Below are 17,394 nucleotides of genomic sequence, written 5' to 3' on the forward strand. Positions count from 1 at the left end.
AGACAAAACCCCTACCTGCATGTGCAGATAGGGGTTTTGCGAAATGAATCTTGACGATGACCTACTCTCACATGGGGAAGCCCCACACTACCATCGGCGATGCATCGTTTCACTGCTGAGTTCGGGATGGGATCAGGTGGTTCCAATGCTCTATGGTCGTCAAGAAATTCTGTTGCCAGAAGGTCTTGGTAGACACTCCAGCGAATTCGGATATGTGATGTTCGTGGTTCGTTGCGAACTTTCGGTTCGTGTCATCTTCACCACCGCAATCTGCGTCAGCAAATTGCTTGGGTGTTATATGGTCAAGCCTCACGGGCAATTAGTATTGGTTAGCTCAACGCCTCACAGCGCTTACACACCCAACCTATCAACGTCGTAGTCTTCGACGGCCCTTCAGGGAACTCAAGGTTCCAGTGAGATCTCATCTTGAGGCAAGTTTCCCGCTTAGATGCTTTCAGCGGTTATCTCTTCCGAACATAGCTACCCGGCAATGCCACTGGCGTGACAACCGGAACACCAGAGGTTCGTCCACTCCGGTCCTCTCGTACTAGGAGCAGCCCCTCTCAAATCTCAAACGTCCACGGCAGATAGGGACCGAACTGTCTCACGACGTTCTAAACCCAGCTCGCGTACCACTTTAAATGGCGAACAGCCATACCCTTGGGACCGGCTTCAGCCCCAGGATGTGATGAGCCGACATCGAGGTGCCAAACACCGCCGTCGATATGAACTCTTGGGCGGTATCAGCCTGTTATCCCCGGAGTACCTTTTATCCGTTGAGCGATGGCCCTTCCATACAGAACCACCGGATCACTAAGACCTACTTTCGTACCTGCTCGACGTGTTTGTCTCGCAGTCAAGCGCGCTTTTGCCTTTATACTCTACGACCGATTTCCGACCGGTCTGAGCGCACCTTCGTACTCCTCCGTTACTCTTTGGGAGGAGACCGCCCCAGTCAAACTACCCACCATACACTGTCCTCGATCCGGATAACGGACCTGAGTTAGAACCTCAAAGTTGCCAGGGTGGTATTTCAAGGATGGCTCCATGAGAACTGGCGTCCCCACTTCAAAGCCTCCCACCTATCCTACACAAGCAAATTCAAAGTCCAGTGCAAAGCTATAGTAAAGGTTCACGGGGTCTTTCCGTCTAGCCGCGGATACACTGCATCTTCACAGCGATTTCAATTTCACTGAGTCTCGGGTGGAGACAGCGCCGCCATCGTTACGCCATTCGTGCAGGTCGGAACTTACCCGACAAGGAATTTCGCTACCTTAGGACCGTTATAGTTACGGCCGCCGTTTACCGGGGCTTCGATCAAGAGCTTCGCTTGCGCTAACCCCATCAATTAACCTTCCGGCACCGGGCAGGCGTCACACCCTATACGTCCACTTTCGTGTTTGCAGAGTGCTGTGTTTTTAATAAACAGTCGCAGCGGCCTGGTATCTTCGACCGGCATGGGCTTACGGAGCAAGTCCTTCACCCTCGCCGGCGCACCTTCTCCCGAAGTTACGGTGCCATTTTGCCTAGTTCCTTCACCCGAGTTCTCTCAAGCGCCTTGGTATTCTCTACCTAACCACCTGTGTCGGTTTGGGGTACGGTTCCCAGTTATCTGAAGCTTAGGAGCTTTTCTTGGAAGCATGGTATCAACCACTTCGTCGCCTAAAGGCAACTCGTCATCAGCTCTCGGCCTTGAAATCCCGGATTTGCCTAAGATTTCAGCCTACCACCTTAAACCTGGACAACCAACGCCAGGCTGGCCTAACCTTCTCCGTCCCTCCATCGCAATAACTGGAAGTACAGGAATATTAACCTGTTTTCCATCGACTACGCTTTTCAGCCTCGCCTTAGGGACCGACTAACCCTGCGTCGATTAACGTTGCGCAGGAAACCTTGGTCTTTCGGCGTGCGAGTTTTTCACTCGCATTGTCGTTACTCATGTCAGCATTCGCACTTCTGATACCTCCAGCAAGCTTCTCAACTCACCTTCACAGGCTTACAGAACGCTCCTCTACCGCGTCATCAAAGATGACACCCGTAGCTTCGGTGCATGGTTTGAGCCCCGTTACATCTTCCGCGCAGGCCGACTCGACTAGTGAGCTATTACGCTTTCTTTAAAGGGTGGCTGCTTCTAAGCCAACCTCCTAGCTGTCTAAGCCTTCCCACATCGTTTCCCACTTAACCATGACTTTGGGACCTTAGCTGACGGTCTGGGTTGTTTCCCTTTTCACGACGGACGTTAGCACCCGCCGTGTGTCTCCCATGCTCGGCACTTCCAGGTATTCGGAGTTTGCATCGGTTTGGTAAGTCGGGATGACCCCCTAGCCGAAACAGTGCTCTACCCCCTGGAGTGATACATGAGGCGCTACCTAAATAGCTTTCGAGGAGAACCAGCTATCTCCGAGCTTGATTAGCCTTTCACTCCGATCCACAGGTCATCCGCTAACTTTTCAACGGTAGTCGGTTCGGTCCTCCAGTCAGTGTTACCTAACCTTCAACCTGCCCATGGATAGATCGCCCGGTTTCGGGTCTATACCCAGCGACTAAACGCCCTATTAAGACTCGCTTTCGCTACGCCTCCCCTATTCGGTTAAGCTCGCCACTGAATATAAGTCGCTGACCCATTATACAAAAGGTACGCAGTCACCTAACAAAGTAGGCTCCCACTGCTTGTACGCATACGGTTTCAGGTTCTATTTCACTCCCCTCTCCGGGGTTCTTTTCGCCTTTCCCTCACGGTACTGGTTCACTATCGGTCAGTCAGTAGTATTTAGCCTTGGAGGATGGTCCCCCCATGTTCAGACAAAGTTTCTCGTGCTCCGTCCTACTCGATTTCATTGACAAGAGATTTTCGTGTACGGGGCTATCACCCACTATGGCCGCACTTTCCAGAGCGTTCCACTAATCTCAAATCAACTTAAGGGCTGGTCCCCGTTCGCTCGCCACTACTAAGGGAATCTCGGTTGATTTCTTTTCCTCAGGGTACTTAGATGTTTCAGTTCCCCTGGTTCGCCTCTTGCACCTATGTATTCAGTACAAGATACTCAGCTTGTGCTGAGTGGGTTCCCCCATTCAGAGATCTCTGGATCACAGTCTGTTTGCCGACTCCCCAAAGCTTATCGCAGGCTACCACGTCTTTCATCGCCTCTGACTGCCAAGGCATCCACCGTATGCGCTTCTTCACTTGACCATATAACCCCAAGCAATCTGGTTATACTGTGAAGACGACATTCGCCGAAAATTCGCATGTTGCTCTTTCGAGCAGAACTCACAAATTTTACCTTAGCCTGATTAACCAGCAGTGAAACTGGTCATCAGTCTATATCTATCACATATCCGAATTTTTAAAGAACGATCTGACAAAAGCCAGAAATCAACATTCGAGGCGAATGCTCATTTCTGAGTTTGATCAAGTGCAACACTTCACAACAGCAGAAAGTGGTGGAGCCAAGCGGGATCGAACCGCTGACCTCCTGCGTGCAAGGCAGGCGCTCTCCCAGCTGAGCTATGGCCCCGCATATTGGTAGGTCTGGGCAGATTTGAACTGCCGACCTCACCCTTATCAGGGGTGCGCTCTAACCAACTGAGCTACAGACCTATATAGGGTCTTGATCGTCTTCAACCATGAATCAAGCAATTCGTGTGGGAGCTCATCAGCAGGCTGATGTCGTCGATTAAGGAGGTGATCCAGCCGCAGGTTCCCCTACGGCTACCTTGTTACGACTTCACCCCAGTCATGAATCACACCGTGGTAACCGTCCTCCCGAAGGTTAGACTAGCTACTTCTGGTGCAACCCACTCCCATGGTGTGACGGGCGGTGTGTACAAGGCCCGGGAACGTATTCACCGCGACATTCTGATTCGCGATTACTAGCGATTCCGACTTCACGCAGTCGAGTTGCAGACTGCGATCCGGACTACGATCGGTTTTGTGAGATTAGCTCCACCTCGCGGCTTGGCAACCCTCTGTACCGACCATTGTAGCACGTGTGTAGCCCAGGCCGTAAGGGCCATGATGACTTGACGTCATCCCCACCTTCCTCCGGTTTGTCACCGGCAGTCTCCTTAGAGTGCCCACCATAACGTGCTGGTAACTAAGGACAAGGGTTGCGCTCGTTACGGGACTTAACCCAACATCTCACGACACGAGCTGACGACAGCCATGCAGCACCTGTGTCAGAGTTCCCGAAGGCACCAATCCATCTCTGGAAAGTTCTCTGCATGTCAAGGCCTGGTAAGGTTCTTCGCGTTGCTTCGAATTAAACCACATGCTCCACCGCTTGTGCGGGCCCCCGTCAATTCATTTGAGTTTTAACCTTGCGGCCGTACTCCCCAGGCGGTCAACTTAATGCGTTAGCTGCGCCACTAAAATCTCAAGGATTCCAACGGCTAGTTGACATCGTTTACGGCGTGGACTACCAGGGTATCTAATCCTGTTTGCTCCCCACGCTTTCGCACCTCAGTGTCAGTATCAGTCCAGGTGGTCGCCTTCGCCACTGGTGTTCCTTCCTATATCTACGCATTTCACCGCTACACAGGAAATTCCACCACCCTCTACCGTACTCTAGCTCGCCAGTTTTGGATGCAGTTCCCAGGTTGAGCCCGGGGCTTTCACATCCAACTTAACGAACCACCTACGCGCGCTTTACGCCCAGTAATTCCGATTAACGCTTGCACCCTCTGTATTACCGCGGCTGCTGGCACAGAGTTAGCCGGTGCTTATTCTGTCGGTAACGTCAAAACAGCAAGGTATTAACTTACTGCCCTTCCTCCCAACTTAAAGTGCTTTACAATCCGAAGACCTTCTTCACACACGCGGCATGGCTGGATCAGGCTTTCGCCCATTGTCCAATATTCCCCACTGCTGCCTCCCGTAGGAGTCTGGACCGTGTCTCAGTTCCAGTGTGACTGATCATCCTCTCAGACCAGTTACGGATCGTCGCCTTGGTGAGCCATTACCTCACCAACTAGCTAATCCGACCTAGGCTCATCTGATAGCGTGAGGTCCGAAGATCCCCCACTTTCTCCCGTAGGACGTATGCGGTATTAGCGTTCCTTTCGAAACGTTGTCCCCCACTACCAGGCAGATTCCTAGGCATTACTCACCCGTCCGCCGCTGAATCAAGGAGCAAGCTCCCGTCATCCGCTCGACTTGCATGTGTTAGGCCTGCCGCCAGCGTTCAATCTGAGCCATGATCAAACTCTTCAGTTCAATACTGCTTGGGTTTTTAAGAAACCCTAAACTTGGCTCAGCAATCTCAAATGACTATGTGATTTCTCGCATGGCCACTTGTGATGCTGATAATCTTTGTGACTATCAGTCCGTACTCACAAGCACCCACACGAATTGCTTGATTCGATTTGTTAAAGAGCGTTTGGCTAAGAGCTTTTCGTCTCAACCGAGGCGCGCATTCTACGCTTTCCTCATTTGCTGTCAAGCGTTTATTTTGAAGTTTTTTTGCGAGAAACTCGTTTAGCTTCAAACACTTGACTCGCTGCGATCTCTCGTAGCGGGAGGCGAATCATACAGCGCTTTGAAACGCTGTCAACCTTCATCTCGACCGCCGCCGATCATTCGATCGTAGCTCTTTCAGCTTCTTCATCACTACTTAACTCATTGATGAACAAGGAGTTTTTCGTTCCGATGTCGCTGGAAGTGGGGCGCATTATAAGGGCATTCGAAACCGCGTCAACCTTTAATTTCATTAATCTGAAGTATTCCAGGCGAAGACCCTAGCAAAGCCACCAGGTGCTCACCACAACATCTTCAGCGCCTGCAAGCCACGACCCTCAGACTGCCCTCCCCTGCCGCCTGGCAATCTTCGGAAGCACCCGTGAAACAGGCGGAATCCGCAACACCATCAACAAGCCGCCGATGAACGCATAGATCGCCCACTCCCGCAGATCGGAGCGCACGATCCACAAGAAATGCAGCAACCCCAACCCAAGCACGCCATACACCAACCTGTGCAGCTTCTTCCATCGTGCCCCCATTCGCCGCTGGCTATACCTGTTCGAAGTAACCGCCAAGGCCAGCAACCCAAGGAAACCCAGCGCACCCACAATAATGTAAGGCCGCTTGCGCAACTCCACCGCCAACTGCCCCCAATCCAGCCCGAGGATAAAGAACAGATACGCCAGGATATGCAGCACGATATAGGCAAACACCCACAACCCCAGCTGCCGGCGCACCACGACCCAACCCGGCCAACCCGTCAGCTTCTGCAGCGGCGTCATGCCCAAGGTGACCAGGAGGAAGGTCAGCGCCCCAAGCCCGAGGCGGTCCATCAGGATCTTGCCAGGGTCCGGCCCCAGCAGATTCAGCGCAGCCTCATACAGCCACCACGCCGGGAACAGGCACCCCACGATGAAGATGCCCAGACGAAACCAGGGGTAACGCATCAATAGTTCTTCCGCAGGTCGAGCCCGGTATACAGCGATGCCACTTCATCGGCATAGCCATTGAACATCTGGGTTTCCCGCACATTGGGGCTGAACAGCCCGCTGGGCAGCCGCCGCTCACGAGCCTGGCTCCAACGTGGATGGTCGACCGTCGGGTTCACATTGGCATAAAAGCCGTACTCGTCCGGCGCCAGGCCTTGCCAGGTAGTACCAGGCTGCTCGGCCACCAGGCTGATACGCACGATCGACTTGATACTCTTGAAACCGTACTTCCACGGTACTACCAGGCGCAACGGCGCACCATTCTGGTTGGGCAGTTCGCGGCCATACATGCCCACCGCCAGGATCGCCAAGGGGTGCATCGCCTCATCCAGGCGCAAGCCTTCCCTGTAGGGCCAGTCGATCAAGGCGAAACCCGAACGCTGCCCGGGCATGTGCTCCGGATCCTTCAAGGTCTCGAAGCGAACATAGCGAGCCCTGGAAGTCGGCTCGACCTGCTTGAGTACCTGCGCCAACGGAAAGCCCAGCCATGGAATGACCATCGACCATGCCTCTACGCAACGCAGCCGGTAGATGCGCTCCTCAAGCTGGTACGGTTTGACGAAGTCTTCCAGCGCATAGCGCCCGGGCTTACCCACTTCGCCATCGACCACAACGCTCCACGGTTCGGTTTTCAGGCTGTCGCCATTGGCCGCCGGGTCGCCCTTGTCTGGCCCGAACTCATAGAAGTTGTTGTAATGGGTCGCATCCTTGAACGGCGTGATCGCCTCGTTCTTGACCGTTACCGCCTGCCACTGCGTGGCCGCAAGCTTGTCGGCAAACCAGGCCGGCGCACGCCCGGCCTGTACGTCGGCATAACGCGAAACCTCAGCCGCGCCCACCCGGCCCGGCAGTGCCCCCAGGGCCAGAGCCGCCAGGGAACCGCCCATCAGGGCGCGCCGGGAAAGATAGAGGCTTTCTGCGGTGATCTCCGATGCCTTGCATTCGGAAGACCTGGATAGCTTGATGAGCATGGGCGGCTCCATAGCACTGGATAGCGGATGTACCAGTAAGACTATGGAGCCGGAGGGTTATTCCAACATTAACGGGCTGTCAGGCTTTACGCCGACGCCCCTTCAGCAGGAACTGGATCGGCCCCGAAGCCGCATAGGCAAGGAAGATCAGCAGCAGGATGCGCGGCGGGTCGCTGAACACCACGGCAAATACCAGCACCACGGCCAGGATCGCTACAAACGGCACGCGGCCCTTGAGGTCCAGCTCCTTGAAGCTGTTGTACTTGATGTTGCTGACCATCAGCATGCCGGCAGCAGCCACCAGCAGCGCCACCAGGAACGACAGCTTGGAACCCTGGATGCCGTAGTCGCTGAACGCCCATACGGTACCCGCCACCACGCCCGCAGCGGCCGGGCTGGCCAGGCCGATGAAATAGCGCTTGTCGGCTGTACCGACCTGGGTATTGAAACGTGCCAGGCGCAACGCCGCACCGGCCACATAGATGAAGGCGACCATCCAGCCGACCTTGCCCATGTCGCCCAGCGCCCAGCCGAAGGCCAGCAAGGCCGGGGCCACACCAAAGGCGACCATGTCCGACAGCGAATCGTACTCGGCACCGAAGGCGCTCTGGGTATTGGTCATGCGCGCGACACGGCCATCAAGGCCATCGAGCACCATGGCCACGAAGATGGCGATGGCAGCGAAGGCGAAGTACTTGCTCGCCTCGCGCGGGTCACCGGCACTCAGGGCGCTCTGCGCGCTCATCGAGCTGATGATGGAATAGAAACCGGCAAACAGGTTGGCGGTGGTAAACAGGTTGGGCAGCAGATAGATGCCACGGTGGCGCACCTTGCGCCCTTCGGCATCATGCCCTTCTTCAACGTGCTCATCGACAGGTAGCAGGCTTTCGGCGTCGGAGGGCTTGTTCGGCTCTTCGGGACGTTCGCTCATGGAGGGTACCTTGCAACAGGATGGAAAATGTTCGACACGGGCCCGCAAGACAGGTTCTAACAGCAAGCCACTGGTCTGCTTTATACCAGAAGCCGGCTGCCAGAACGAAAAAACGCGGCCGAAGCCGCGTTTTTCATCTTTCGACAGACTTAGTTCTTGGTCTTGTCGACGATTTTGTTGGCCGAGATCCACGGCATCATCGAACGCAGCTGCTCGCCGATGATCTCGATGCCGTGAGCGGCGTTGTTGCGGCGCTTGGCGGTCATCGATGGGTAGTTGGTAGCACCTTCGGAGATGAACATCTTCGCGTACTCGCCGTCCTGGATGCGCTTCAGGGCGTTGCGCATGGCCTTGCGGGATTCTTCGTTGATGACTTCCGGACCAGTAACGTACTCACCGTACTCGGCGTTGTTAGAGATCGAGTAGTTCATGTTGGCGATGCCGCCTTCGTACATGAGGTCAACGATCAGCTTCAGCTCGTGCAGGCACTCGAAGTAGGCCATTTCCGGCGCGTAGCCAGCTTCGACCAGGGTTTCGAAACCGGCTTTGACCAGCTCGACGGTGCCACCGCACAGAACAGCCTGCTCGCCGAACAGGTCGGTTTCGGTCTCGTCCTTGAAGGTGGTTTCGATGATGCCGGTACGGCCGCCACCCACGCCCGAGGCGTAGGACAGGGCGACGTTCTTGGCGTTGCCCGAAGCGTCCTGGTAGATAGCGATCAGGTCAGGGATGCCACCGCCTTTGACGAACTCGGAGCGAACGGTGTGGCCAGGGGCTTTCGGCGCGATCATGATCACGTCGAGGTCGGCACGCGGAACCACCTGGTTGTAGTGGATCGAGAAGCCGTGGGAGAAGGCCAGGGTAGCGCCCTTCTTGATGTTCGGCTCGATTTCCTGCTTGTACAGCTGGCCCTGGAATTCGTCCGGGGTCAGGATCATGACCAGGTCGGCAGCAGCGACGGCGGAGGCAACGTCGGTCACTTTCAGGCCGTGGGCTTCTGCCTTGGCAACGGTGGCCGAACCTTTACGCAGACCGATGGTTACATCTACACCGGAGTCCTTCAGGTTGCACGCCTGAGCGTGGCCCTGGGAACCGTAACCGATGATGGCGACTTTCTTACCCTGGATGATGGAAAGGTCGCAGTCTTTATCGTAGAAAACTTTCATGAAAATACCCCTGGTTATATCTCGGCCCCTGCGGAGCCATCGCTAATTTGTGGAATTCAGATGCTGAGCACTTTGTCGCCACGGGCAATGCCGGTAACGCCGCTGCGCACGGTTTCGAGAATCGATGCAGTGCCGATCGCCTGGATGAAGCTGTCCAGTTTGTCGCTGGTGCCGCTCAGCTGCACGGTGTACACGCTGGCGGTGACGTCGACGATCTGGCCACGGAAGATGTCCGTGGTGCGCTTGATCTCGGCGCGCTGGGCACCGGTAGCCTTGACCTTGACCAGCATCAGTTCACGCTCGATGTGAGCGCTTTCCGACAGGTCGACAAGCTTGACCACTTCGACCAGCTTGTTCAGGTTCTTGGTGATCTGCTCGATCACTTCGTCATGGCCAACGGTAGTCAGCGTCAGACGCGACAGGGTCGGGTCTTCGGTCGGCGCCACGGTCAGGCTTTCAATGTTGTAGTTACGCTGGGAGAACAGGCCGACCACACGGGACAACGCACCTGGTTCGTTTTCCAGCAGCAGGGAAATGATGTGCCGCATATCAGGTACGCTCCGTCTTGCTCAGCCACATGTCACGCATCGAGCCATCCTTGATCTGCATCGGATAGACGTGCTCGCTGCGGTCAACCGCGATGTCGATGAATACCAGGCGGTCTTTCATCGCAAACGCTTCTTCCAGCTTCGGCTTGAGGTCCTTCAGGCTGGTGATGCGGATACCCACATGGCCATAGGCCTCGGCCAGCTTGATGAAGTCAGGCAGCGACTCGACATACGAATGCGAGTGACGACCGTTGTAGGACATGTCCTGCCACTGGCGGACCATGCCCAGCACACCGTTGTTCAGGTTGACGATCTTCACCGGCAGGCCGTACTGCATGCAGGTGGACAGCTCCTGGATGTTCATCTGGATGCTGCCTTCGCCAGTCACGCAGGCCACGTCCTGGTCGGGGAAGTTGAGCTTGACTCCCATCGCCGCCGGGAAGCCGAAGCCCATCGTGCCCAGGCCACCGGAGTTGATCCAGCGGTTCGGCTTGTTGAAACGGTAGTACTGCGCCGCGAACATCTGGTGCTGGCCAACGTCGGAAGTGACGAAGGCGTCGCCATGGGTCACTTCGCACAGGGTCTCGATGACCTTCTGCGGCTTGATCACGTTGCCGTCGCCCTTGTCGTAGGGGAACAGCTCGCCATTGCCACGCCATTCATCGATCTGCTTCCACCAGGCATCCAGCGCCGCCTTGTCAGGCTGCTCGCCGATTTCCTTGAGGATGCCGAGCATCTCGCTGAGGACGCTGTCGACCGGGCCGACGATCGGCACGTCGGCCTTGATCATCTTGGAGATCGACGCCGGGTCGATGTCGATGTGAATGATCTTGGCGTTCGGGCAGAACTTGGCCGGGCCGTTCACCACACGGTCGTCGAAGCGGGCGCCGACGGCAAAGATGACGTCGGCATGGTGCATGGCCATGTTGGCAGTGAAGCTGCCGTGCATGCCGAGCATGCCGAGGAACTGGCGATCAGTACCCGGGAAGCCACCGAGGCCCATCAGGGTATTGGTGACCGGCAGGTTCAGCGACTTGGCGATTTCGGTCAGGGCCTCGGAGCCACCGCCGAGAATCACGCCGCCACCGGAGTACACCACCGGGCGCTTGGCCGCCAGCAGCATCTCCGCAGCCTTGCGGATCTGCCCGGAATGGCCACGAACGGCCGGGCTGTAGGAACGCAGCTTGACCTTTTTCGGGTAGACGTATTCGAACTTCTCGGCCGGGTTGGTCATGTCTTTTGGAATGTCGACCACGACCGGACCTGGGCGCCCGGATTGCGCCAGGTAGAATGCTTTTTTCAGAACTTCCGGGATTTCGCTGGCATGTTTGATCATGAAGCTGTGCTTCACGATCGGCCGCGAAATACCGATCATGTCGGTTTCCTGGAAGGCATCGGTACCGACCATGGTGCTAGGCACCTGGCCAGACAGGATGACCATCGGGATCGAGTCCATGTAGGCAGTGGCAATACCGGTAATGGCATTGGTCGCACCAGGCCCGGAAGTTACCAGTACCACGCCGGCCTTGCCGGTGGCACGGGCGTAGCCGTCCGCCATATGGGTAGCCGCCTGCTCATGACGAACCAGGATGTGCTCGACTTCCGGTTCCTTGAACAGCGCGTCGTAAACATGCAGGAGAGCACCACCAGGGTACCCGTAGATGTGCTTAACGCCTTCGTCACGCAAGAAGCGGACGACCATCTCAGCGCCAGATAAAAGCTCCACGTTGTTCACCTCTAAAACGCCAGAATACCGCCCTCACTGGACGGGTCTTAATAGGTTTACTGCCAAGCAGAGCATGAGCGAACGTCAGCACTGACTGAGCAAGTATTGGGAGCGCCCCAGAGTGTTGCGGGGTTTTCCCACCCAGCGCGAGGTAACGCGTTGCGGGGTGTAACAGGTCGGCGCGGGTGTGCGCCTCATGATCTGCTTAGCGGGTCTGCTTCTGGCAGTCCCTCTACAGCGGAGATTGGATTCTTCTGATTCGGCGCCAACAAGTCAAGAAAAATTATTGCCAATTTTTCGCCAAGATGAATTCCTGCCACCACTAAAAATCGCTTCAGCAGCAGAATTGATAAGATTTCCATAAAAAAAGGCCACAATCTGCGGCCCTTGAAGGAAAAACTGAAGAAATCAGGCGGAAGGAGCAATCAATTGATCGAAAGCTGCCAACAGGCGGCGAAGCTCGCGGCTTTGTTCCGGGCGGTCGGTAAATACGGTTTCGGCCATGACCAGGATGCCCGAGGCACTGGGCAGCGGGTGGCCCAGTTCGATGATGATCTTCATGCGCGGCAGGAAGATCCATTGCAGCCATTGCTCGAAGCTGAGGGTATCGACGGCGAACGGCACGGTGCTGGCCAGTGCCTCGTCGCTTGGCGCCTCGGCATCCCACCAGCCCTGTACCTGCAACTCACGCTCGATCAGCATCAGGTGGTCGGCAATATCCAGAATGCGTTGCTCGATCATCACAAGTTGACCCGAGCCTTTTGCCGGGCCAGCGCAGCACCAGCGCTATCACCCTGCTTTTCGCGGGCCTGGGCGATGGTGTTCCACAGCTCCGCCTGCAGGCTCGGGCGGCCATTGGCATAGGTAAGGGCGCGACGCGCCAGCTGCTCGGCCTGCGGCGCATCACCTTGCGACAGGCGCACCTGGGCCAGACGGTACAGCACCTGCGGCTCGCGCGGGGCAATGCGCTGGGCACGCTCCAGGCTGGAAGCAGCGCCGTTGAAGTCACCACTGCCCTGTTGCGACTGCGCAGTGGTCAGCAACGCCAGTACCGGACCGTCCAGCTGCTCATCTGCCGACAGCCCGCCTGCAGCGGCACCGCTACGCGGGATACCGGTTGGGGCACTGGTGCTTTGCGAAGCGCTGTTCATCGCAGCGATATCGAACGGTTCGTCAGCGATCGGGTTTGGATTGGTGGTCATCGGTGCCGAACTGACCGGGCCGGTTGTGATCGGCCCCGGCGTGATCGGCGAGGTGCTGATCGGTGCCGAGCCGTTGGCCGGGAATGTCTGGATGCCGGAGGCACCCGCACCCTGCGGGATCATCACGGTGACGCCGGAGTCCTCGGGCAGCGTTTGCGCCTGTGCAGTGCCCGCGTTGTAGCCAGCCGTCGTGCGCTTGGCCGTCATGCGCTCGCTATTGGACACACGGGTGCTCGAGTCGACCACCGGAATATTGCCGCGCGGCACACTGGCACACCCCTGGAGCACAGCCAGCGCCGTCACGGCAGGAAACAGCCACTTGTTCACGTCACACCTCATCAATGCAGCCTGTGCTTAATTCATCCAGCCTTTGACCCAGTCCATGACCGATTCAACTGGATCCTGCTCGCCGCCACAGGTCGCACCGGCGGGCGGCTCACTCCCGCGAATATACGGCATCTGCACCGCTCCCGGACAGCTGCCATCAGACCCATGGCCACTGTAGGGGTCAATCCACGCCTGTACCACGTTATCCGGTTGCGGCATGTCCAACGGCAGCGGGTCGGCCTTCTTCATGAAGCTGGTCCACACCTGCAGGGCACCGGTCGCGCCAGTGAACGGCGTCTTGCCGTTGTCGTCGCGGCCCATCCACACCACGGCCAGCAGGTCCTGGCTGAAACCGGAGAACCAGCTGTCACGCGAGTCGTTGCTGGTACCGGTCTTGCCCGCCAGGGTCAGCGTGCGCGGCAAGGTGTTGTATACCGAGCGACCGGTACCTTCGCGCATTACCCGCTGCATGGCGTTCTGCACCAGGTAGATGGCACCCGGGTCGAAGGTTTGCTGGATCTGGAACGGGTAGCGCTTGAGCGGCTCGCCCTCGGCGGTGAGCACGCTGCGGATACCGCGCATCGGCGTATTGAAGCCGCCGTTGGCGATGGTCTGGTACATGGTCGCCACCTGCATCGGCGACATGCCGCCGGCGCCCAGCAGCATGGCTGGGAAGGCCGGCCAGTCGACGTTCACGCCCAGCCGGCCAATGGTCTTGATCACGTTGGGCACGCCGACTTCCAGGCCGATCTTGGCGGTCGACAGGTTGTAGGAGTTGGCCAGCCCCTGGTACAGGTAGATGGTGCCGTGCGGGCGGCGGTCGTAGTTCTGCGGCCGCCAGACCTGGCCGTCGGCGCCTTTGACCGAGAACGGCTCGTCCTGCACCCAGCTGGTCAGTGTGTACTTGGTCGGTTGTTCCAGCGCGGTCAGGTATACCGCCGGCTTGACCAGCGAGCCGATCGGGCGCACCGCATCGATGGCGCGGTTGAAGCCAGCGAAACCGGCCTGACGGCTGCCGATCAGCGCCTGCACTTCACCGGTTTCCGGGTTGGTCACGACCATCGCCGACTCGACATCGTCAGCCCCCTTGCGGCCCGCCAGGCGCTTGAAGGTCTCGCTCATCGAGGCTTCGGCCTTCATCTGCAGGATCGGGTCGAAACTGGTGAAGATGCGCAGGCCTTCTTCGGTCAAGTCTTCATCGCGGTAGTCCTGGCGCAGCTGACGCTTGACCAGGTCGAGGAATGCCGGGAACGAACTGTCTGCCAGGCTGCCGCGCTTGGTCACACCCAGCGGCATCTGCTTCGCCGCATCCACTTCGGCCTGGCTGGCCACACCCTGTTCGGCCACCAGGTCGAGCACCAGGTTGCGGCGCGCGAGGGCGCGCTCGGGGTAGCGTCGCGGGTTGTAGTAGGACGGGCCTTTGACCATGCCCACCAGCAAGGCGATCTGGTGCAGTTTCAGCTCCGACAGTGGCTGGCTGAAGAAGAACTGGCTGGCCAGGCCGAAGCCGTGCACCGCACGCTGGCCGTCCTGGCCGACGAACACTTCGTTGAGGTAGGCCTCGAGGATTTCGCGCTTGTCGTAGTGCAGCTCCAGCAGCACGGCCATCATGGCCTCGGTCAGCTTGCGGCTGAGGCTGCGCTCGCTGGTGAGGTAGAAGTTCTTCACCAACTGCTGGGTCAGGGTACTGCCGCCCTGACGCATCGAGCCGGCCGAGGTGTTGACCCACACGGCGCGGGCGATGGACTTGGGCGATACGCCGAAGTGGCTGTAGAAATCACGGTCTTCGGTAGCCACCAGGGTTTCGAGCAGGTACTTGGGCACCTGGTCGATCTTGATCAGGATGCGGTCTTCGAGGTTTTTCGGGTAGATGCCGCCGATCATCAGCGGCTCCAGACGCACCACATCGAGCGCCTTGCCGTTGGCCCCGGAAAGGCCCGCCACGTAGTCGCCCGAGAAGCGCACCCGCACGAACTGTGCCGGCTCCATGCCCTCGTAGAACTGGAAGCCACGGGTGTTGAGGTCGACCGTATTGCCATTGACCGATGCCGCACCGGGGCCGTTGACTGCGCTTTCACGCCGATAGCCGAGCGCATCCAGCTCGGTGAGGAAGTCGTCCTTGCTCAGCTTCTGCCCGGTGAATAGCTCCAGCGGCCGGGCATACACCTTGGCCGGGATGGTCCAGCGCTTGCCAGAGAACTTTTCCTGGACAACTGCATCGAGGTAAACCGCGAAGCCGGCAACGATCACCAGGCCGACCAGGCTGAGCTTCAAGGCCCAGCCCAGCCAGGCGCGAGAACGGCCGGTCGGGCGTTTCTGAGGGGTACGGGGATTTCGGGTTCGAGTCATGGCGGCGGATTATACGCACTTTATAAAGGCTGGGCAGACGGCCCGGCGGTAGGCAGGGGCGGCACCATTGACCATAATGGCGCATTCGAATTCCCTGCCCCGGAAGGATTTCCCGTGAGCCAAGCCCTTATCACCGCGCTGCAGAACCCTGCCCTGTACCCTCACCCCGTGGAGGGGTTCCAGCTGATCGAGACGCATATTTCCTGGGTGCTGCTCACCGGCGAGTATGCCTATAAGATCAAGAAACCGATGAACTTCGGCTTCCTCGATTTCACCAGCCTGGACCAGCGCCGGCATTTCTGTAACGAAGAATTGCGCCTGAACCAGCGCCTGACCGACGGCCTGTACCTGGAAGTGTTGCCAATTACCGGCAGCATCGAGGCGCCGCAGATCGGTGGAGAAGGCGAAGCCATCGAGTACGTGCTGAAGATGCGCCAGTTCCCCCAGGGGCAGATGCTCAACACCTTGCAGGCCAATGGCGAACTGAACGCCGCACACATCGACCAGATGGCCCGGCAGATCGCCGAGTTCCACCTGCAGGCTCCCCGCGTGCTGGTAGAGCACCCCCTGGGCACGCCGGACAGCGTGATGGCGCCGGTGGAACAGAACTTCGAGCAGATCCGCCCGTTCCTCAGCGACAAGGCCGACCTGCAACAGCTCGACGCCCTCGAGGCTTGGGCAAGCAGCAGCTTCGAGCGCCTGCATGGCCTGCTGGAACAGCGCAAGGCCAACGGTTTCATCCGCGAATGCCACGGTGACATCCACCTCGGCAATGCCACCCTGATCGATGGCCAGGTAGTGATCTTCGACTGCATCGAGTTCAACGAACCGTTCCGCCTGACCGACGTCTACGCCGACACCGCTTTCCTGGCCATGGACCTGGAAGACCGCGGCCTGAAATGCCTGGCCCGGCGCTTCATCAGCCAGTACCTGGAACTGACCGGTGACTACCAAGGCCTCGAGTTGCTCAACTTCTACAAGGCCTACCGCGCGCTGGTACGGGCCAAAGTGGCATTGTTCAGCATGCCGGCCAACGCCGATGGCGTGCAGCGTGCAACCACCCTGCGCACCTACCGCAACTACGCCAACCTGGCAGAAAGCTACAGTGCCATCCCGTCGCGCCTGCTGGCCATTACCCATGGCGTTTCGGCGGTGGGCAAAAGCCACGTGGCCATGCGCATGGTCGAGGCCCTGGGCGCCGTCCGCGTGCGTTCGGACGTCGAGCGCAAGCGCTTGTTTGGCGAGCAGCAGCAGGCCGACGCGGGCCAGCTGAGCAGTGGCATCTATGCCCAGGACGCCAGCACCGCGACTTACCAGCGACTGCACGAAGTCGCAGCAACCGTGCTGCGTGCCGGCTTCCCGGTAGTGCTGGATGCCACCTACCTCAAGCGTGAGCAGCGCCAGGCGGCAGCCGATGTGGCCAGCCAGACCGGTGTGCCGTTCCTGATCCTCGACTGCCATGCACCGGACGCGGTCATCGCCAGCTGGCTGGCGCAGCGCCAGGCCGAAAGCAACGATCCATCGGATGCCACGCTGGACGTGATCAAGGCCCAGCAGGCCAACCGGGAGCCACTGGATGCCCAGGAACTGGCCCAGAGCAAACGCGTCGATACCCAGGACGCCGCCAGCATGGACCAGGTGATCGAACAGGTTCGTCAGCGCTTGCCTGGGCTGTAAGTTCAGCGCTTTCCCGTGGGGGCCTCTTCGCGGGCTTGCCCGCTCCCACAGGT

The 17,394-nt window shown here is 58.2% G+C and carries 10 protein-coding genes, 2 tRNA genes and 3 rRNA genes; 1 reads left to right on the plus strand and 14 read right to left on the minus strand.

The genetic code is table 11. The annotated features are described in order from the left end of the window. Positions 1 to 48 precede the first annotated feature (48 nt). The 14 genes from rrf to mrcB form a co-directional block, all read right to left on the minus strand. A 5S ribosomal RNA gene (rrf, locus tag HU763_RS20860) occupies positions 49 to 164 on the minus strand. Between the two features lie 134 nt (positions 165 to 298). After that, positions 299 to 3,190, minus strand: a 23S ribosomal RNA gene (locus HU763_RS20865). 249 nt (positions 3,191 to 3,439) lie between these two features. Then, positions 3,440 to 3,515, minus strand: a tRNA-Ala gene (locus HU763_RS20870). Positions 3,516 to 3,521: 6 nt separating this feature from the next. After that, positions 3,522 to 3,598: transfer RNA gene (locus HU763_RS20875), tRNA-Ile, on the minus strand. A gap of 77 nt (positions 3,599 to 3,675) precedes the next feature. Continuing rightward, a 16S ribosomal RNA gene (locus HU763_RS20880) occupies positions 3,676 to 5,212 on the minus strand. The 16S, 23S and 5S rRNA genes sit together here with 2 tRNA genes alongside, the layout of an rRNA operon. Positions 5,213 to 5,790: 578 nt before the next feature. Beyond that, entirely contained in the window at positions 5,791 to 6,402 is a 612-nt protein-coding gene (msrQ, locus tag HU763_RS20885) for a protein-methionine-sulfoxide reductase heme-binding subunit MsrQ (protein WP_186686752.1), read from the minus strand. Then, positions 6,402 to 7,415: a protein-methionine-sulfoxide reductase catalytic subunit MsrP gene (gene msrP, locus HU763_RS20890; protein WP_170032688.1), complete on the minus strand. Its 1,014-nt coding sequence runs from the start codon at positions 7,413 to 7,415 to the stop codon at positions 6,402 to 6,404. The genes msrQ and msrP overlap by 1 nt, the downstream gene beginning before the upstream one ends. Before the next feature lie 79 nt (positions 7,416 to 7,494). Next, positions 7,495 to 8,346: a CDP-diacylglycerol--serine O-phosphatidyltransferase gene (gene pssA / locus HU763_RS20895; RefSeq protein ID WP_170032690.1), complete on the minus strand. Its 852-nt coding sequence runs from the start codon at positions 8,344 to 8,346 to the stop codon at positions 7,495 to 7,497. A 149-nt stretch (positions 8,347 to 8,495) separates the two neighbouring features. Next, a complete protein-coding gene (ilvC, locus tag HU763_RS20900; protein WP_013974255.1) occupies positions 8,496 to 9,512 on the minus strand; it encodes a ketol-acid reductoisomerase in 1,017 nt (338 codons plus the stop codon). 56 nt (positions 9,513 to 9,568) lie between these two features. Further along, positions 9,569 to 10,060, minus strand: coding sequence for an acetolactate synthase small subunit (gene ilvN / locus HU763_RS20905; protein WP_003250040.1), 492 nt, complete (start codon positions 10,058 to 10,060; stop codon positions 9,569 to 9,571). Position 10,061: 1 nt separating this feature from the next. Next, positions 10,062 to 11,786 (minus strand): acetolactate synthase 3 large subunit, encoded by a 1,725-nt coding sequence (locus HU763_RS20910; RefSeq protein WP_170032692.1) that lies wholly within the window; start codon positions 11,784 to 11,786, stop codon positions 10,062 to 10,064. Between the two features lie 408 nt (positions 11,787 to 12,194). Beyond that, positions 12,195 to 12,527 (minus strand): YqcC family protein, encoded by a 333-nt coding sequence (locus tag HU763_RS20915; RefSeq protein WP_170032694.1) that lies wholly within the window; start codon positions 12,525 to 12,527, stop codon positions 12,195 to 12,197. After that, positions 12,527 to 13,327, minus strand: a complete 801-nt coding sequence (locus tag HU763_RS20920) for a tetratricopeptide repeat protein (protein ID WP_186686750.1) — start codon at positions 13,325 to 13,327, stop codon at positions 12,527 to 12,529. The genes HU763_RS20915 and HU763_RS20920 overlap by 1 nt, the downstream gene beginning before the upstream one ends. A 15-nt stretch (positions 13,328 to 13,342) precedes the next feature. After that, positions 13,343 to 15,664, minus strand: coding sequence for a penicillin-binding protein 1B (gene mrcB / locus HU763_RS20925; RefSeq protein WP_186686747.1), 2,322 nt, complete (start codon positions 15,662 to 15,664; stop codon positions 13,343 to 13,345). A gap of 114 nt (positions 15,665 to 15,778) precedes the next feature. Here mrcB and HU763_RS20930 point away from each other — a divergent pair, with 114 nt between their 5' ends. After that, positions 15,779 to 17,341 carry a bifunctional aminoglycoside phosphotransferase/ATP-binding protein gene (locus HU763_RS20930; protein WP_186686745.1) on the plus strand — a complete coding sequence of 521 codons (1,563 nt, stop codon included), beginning with the start codon at positions 15,779 to 15,781 and terminating at the stop codon, positions 17,339 to 17,341. The last annotated feature ends 53 nt before the right edge of the window (positions 17,342 to 17,394 follow it).

It is taken from the genome of Pseudomonas anuradhapurensis, assembly GCF_014269225.2.
Classification (GTDB): Bacteria; Pseudomonadota; Gammaproteobacteria; order Pseudomonadales; family Pseudomonadaceae; genus Aquipseudomonas; species Aquipseudomonas anuradhapurensis.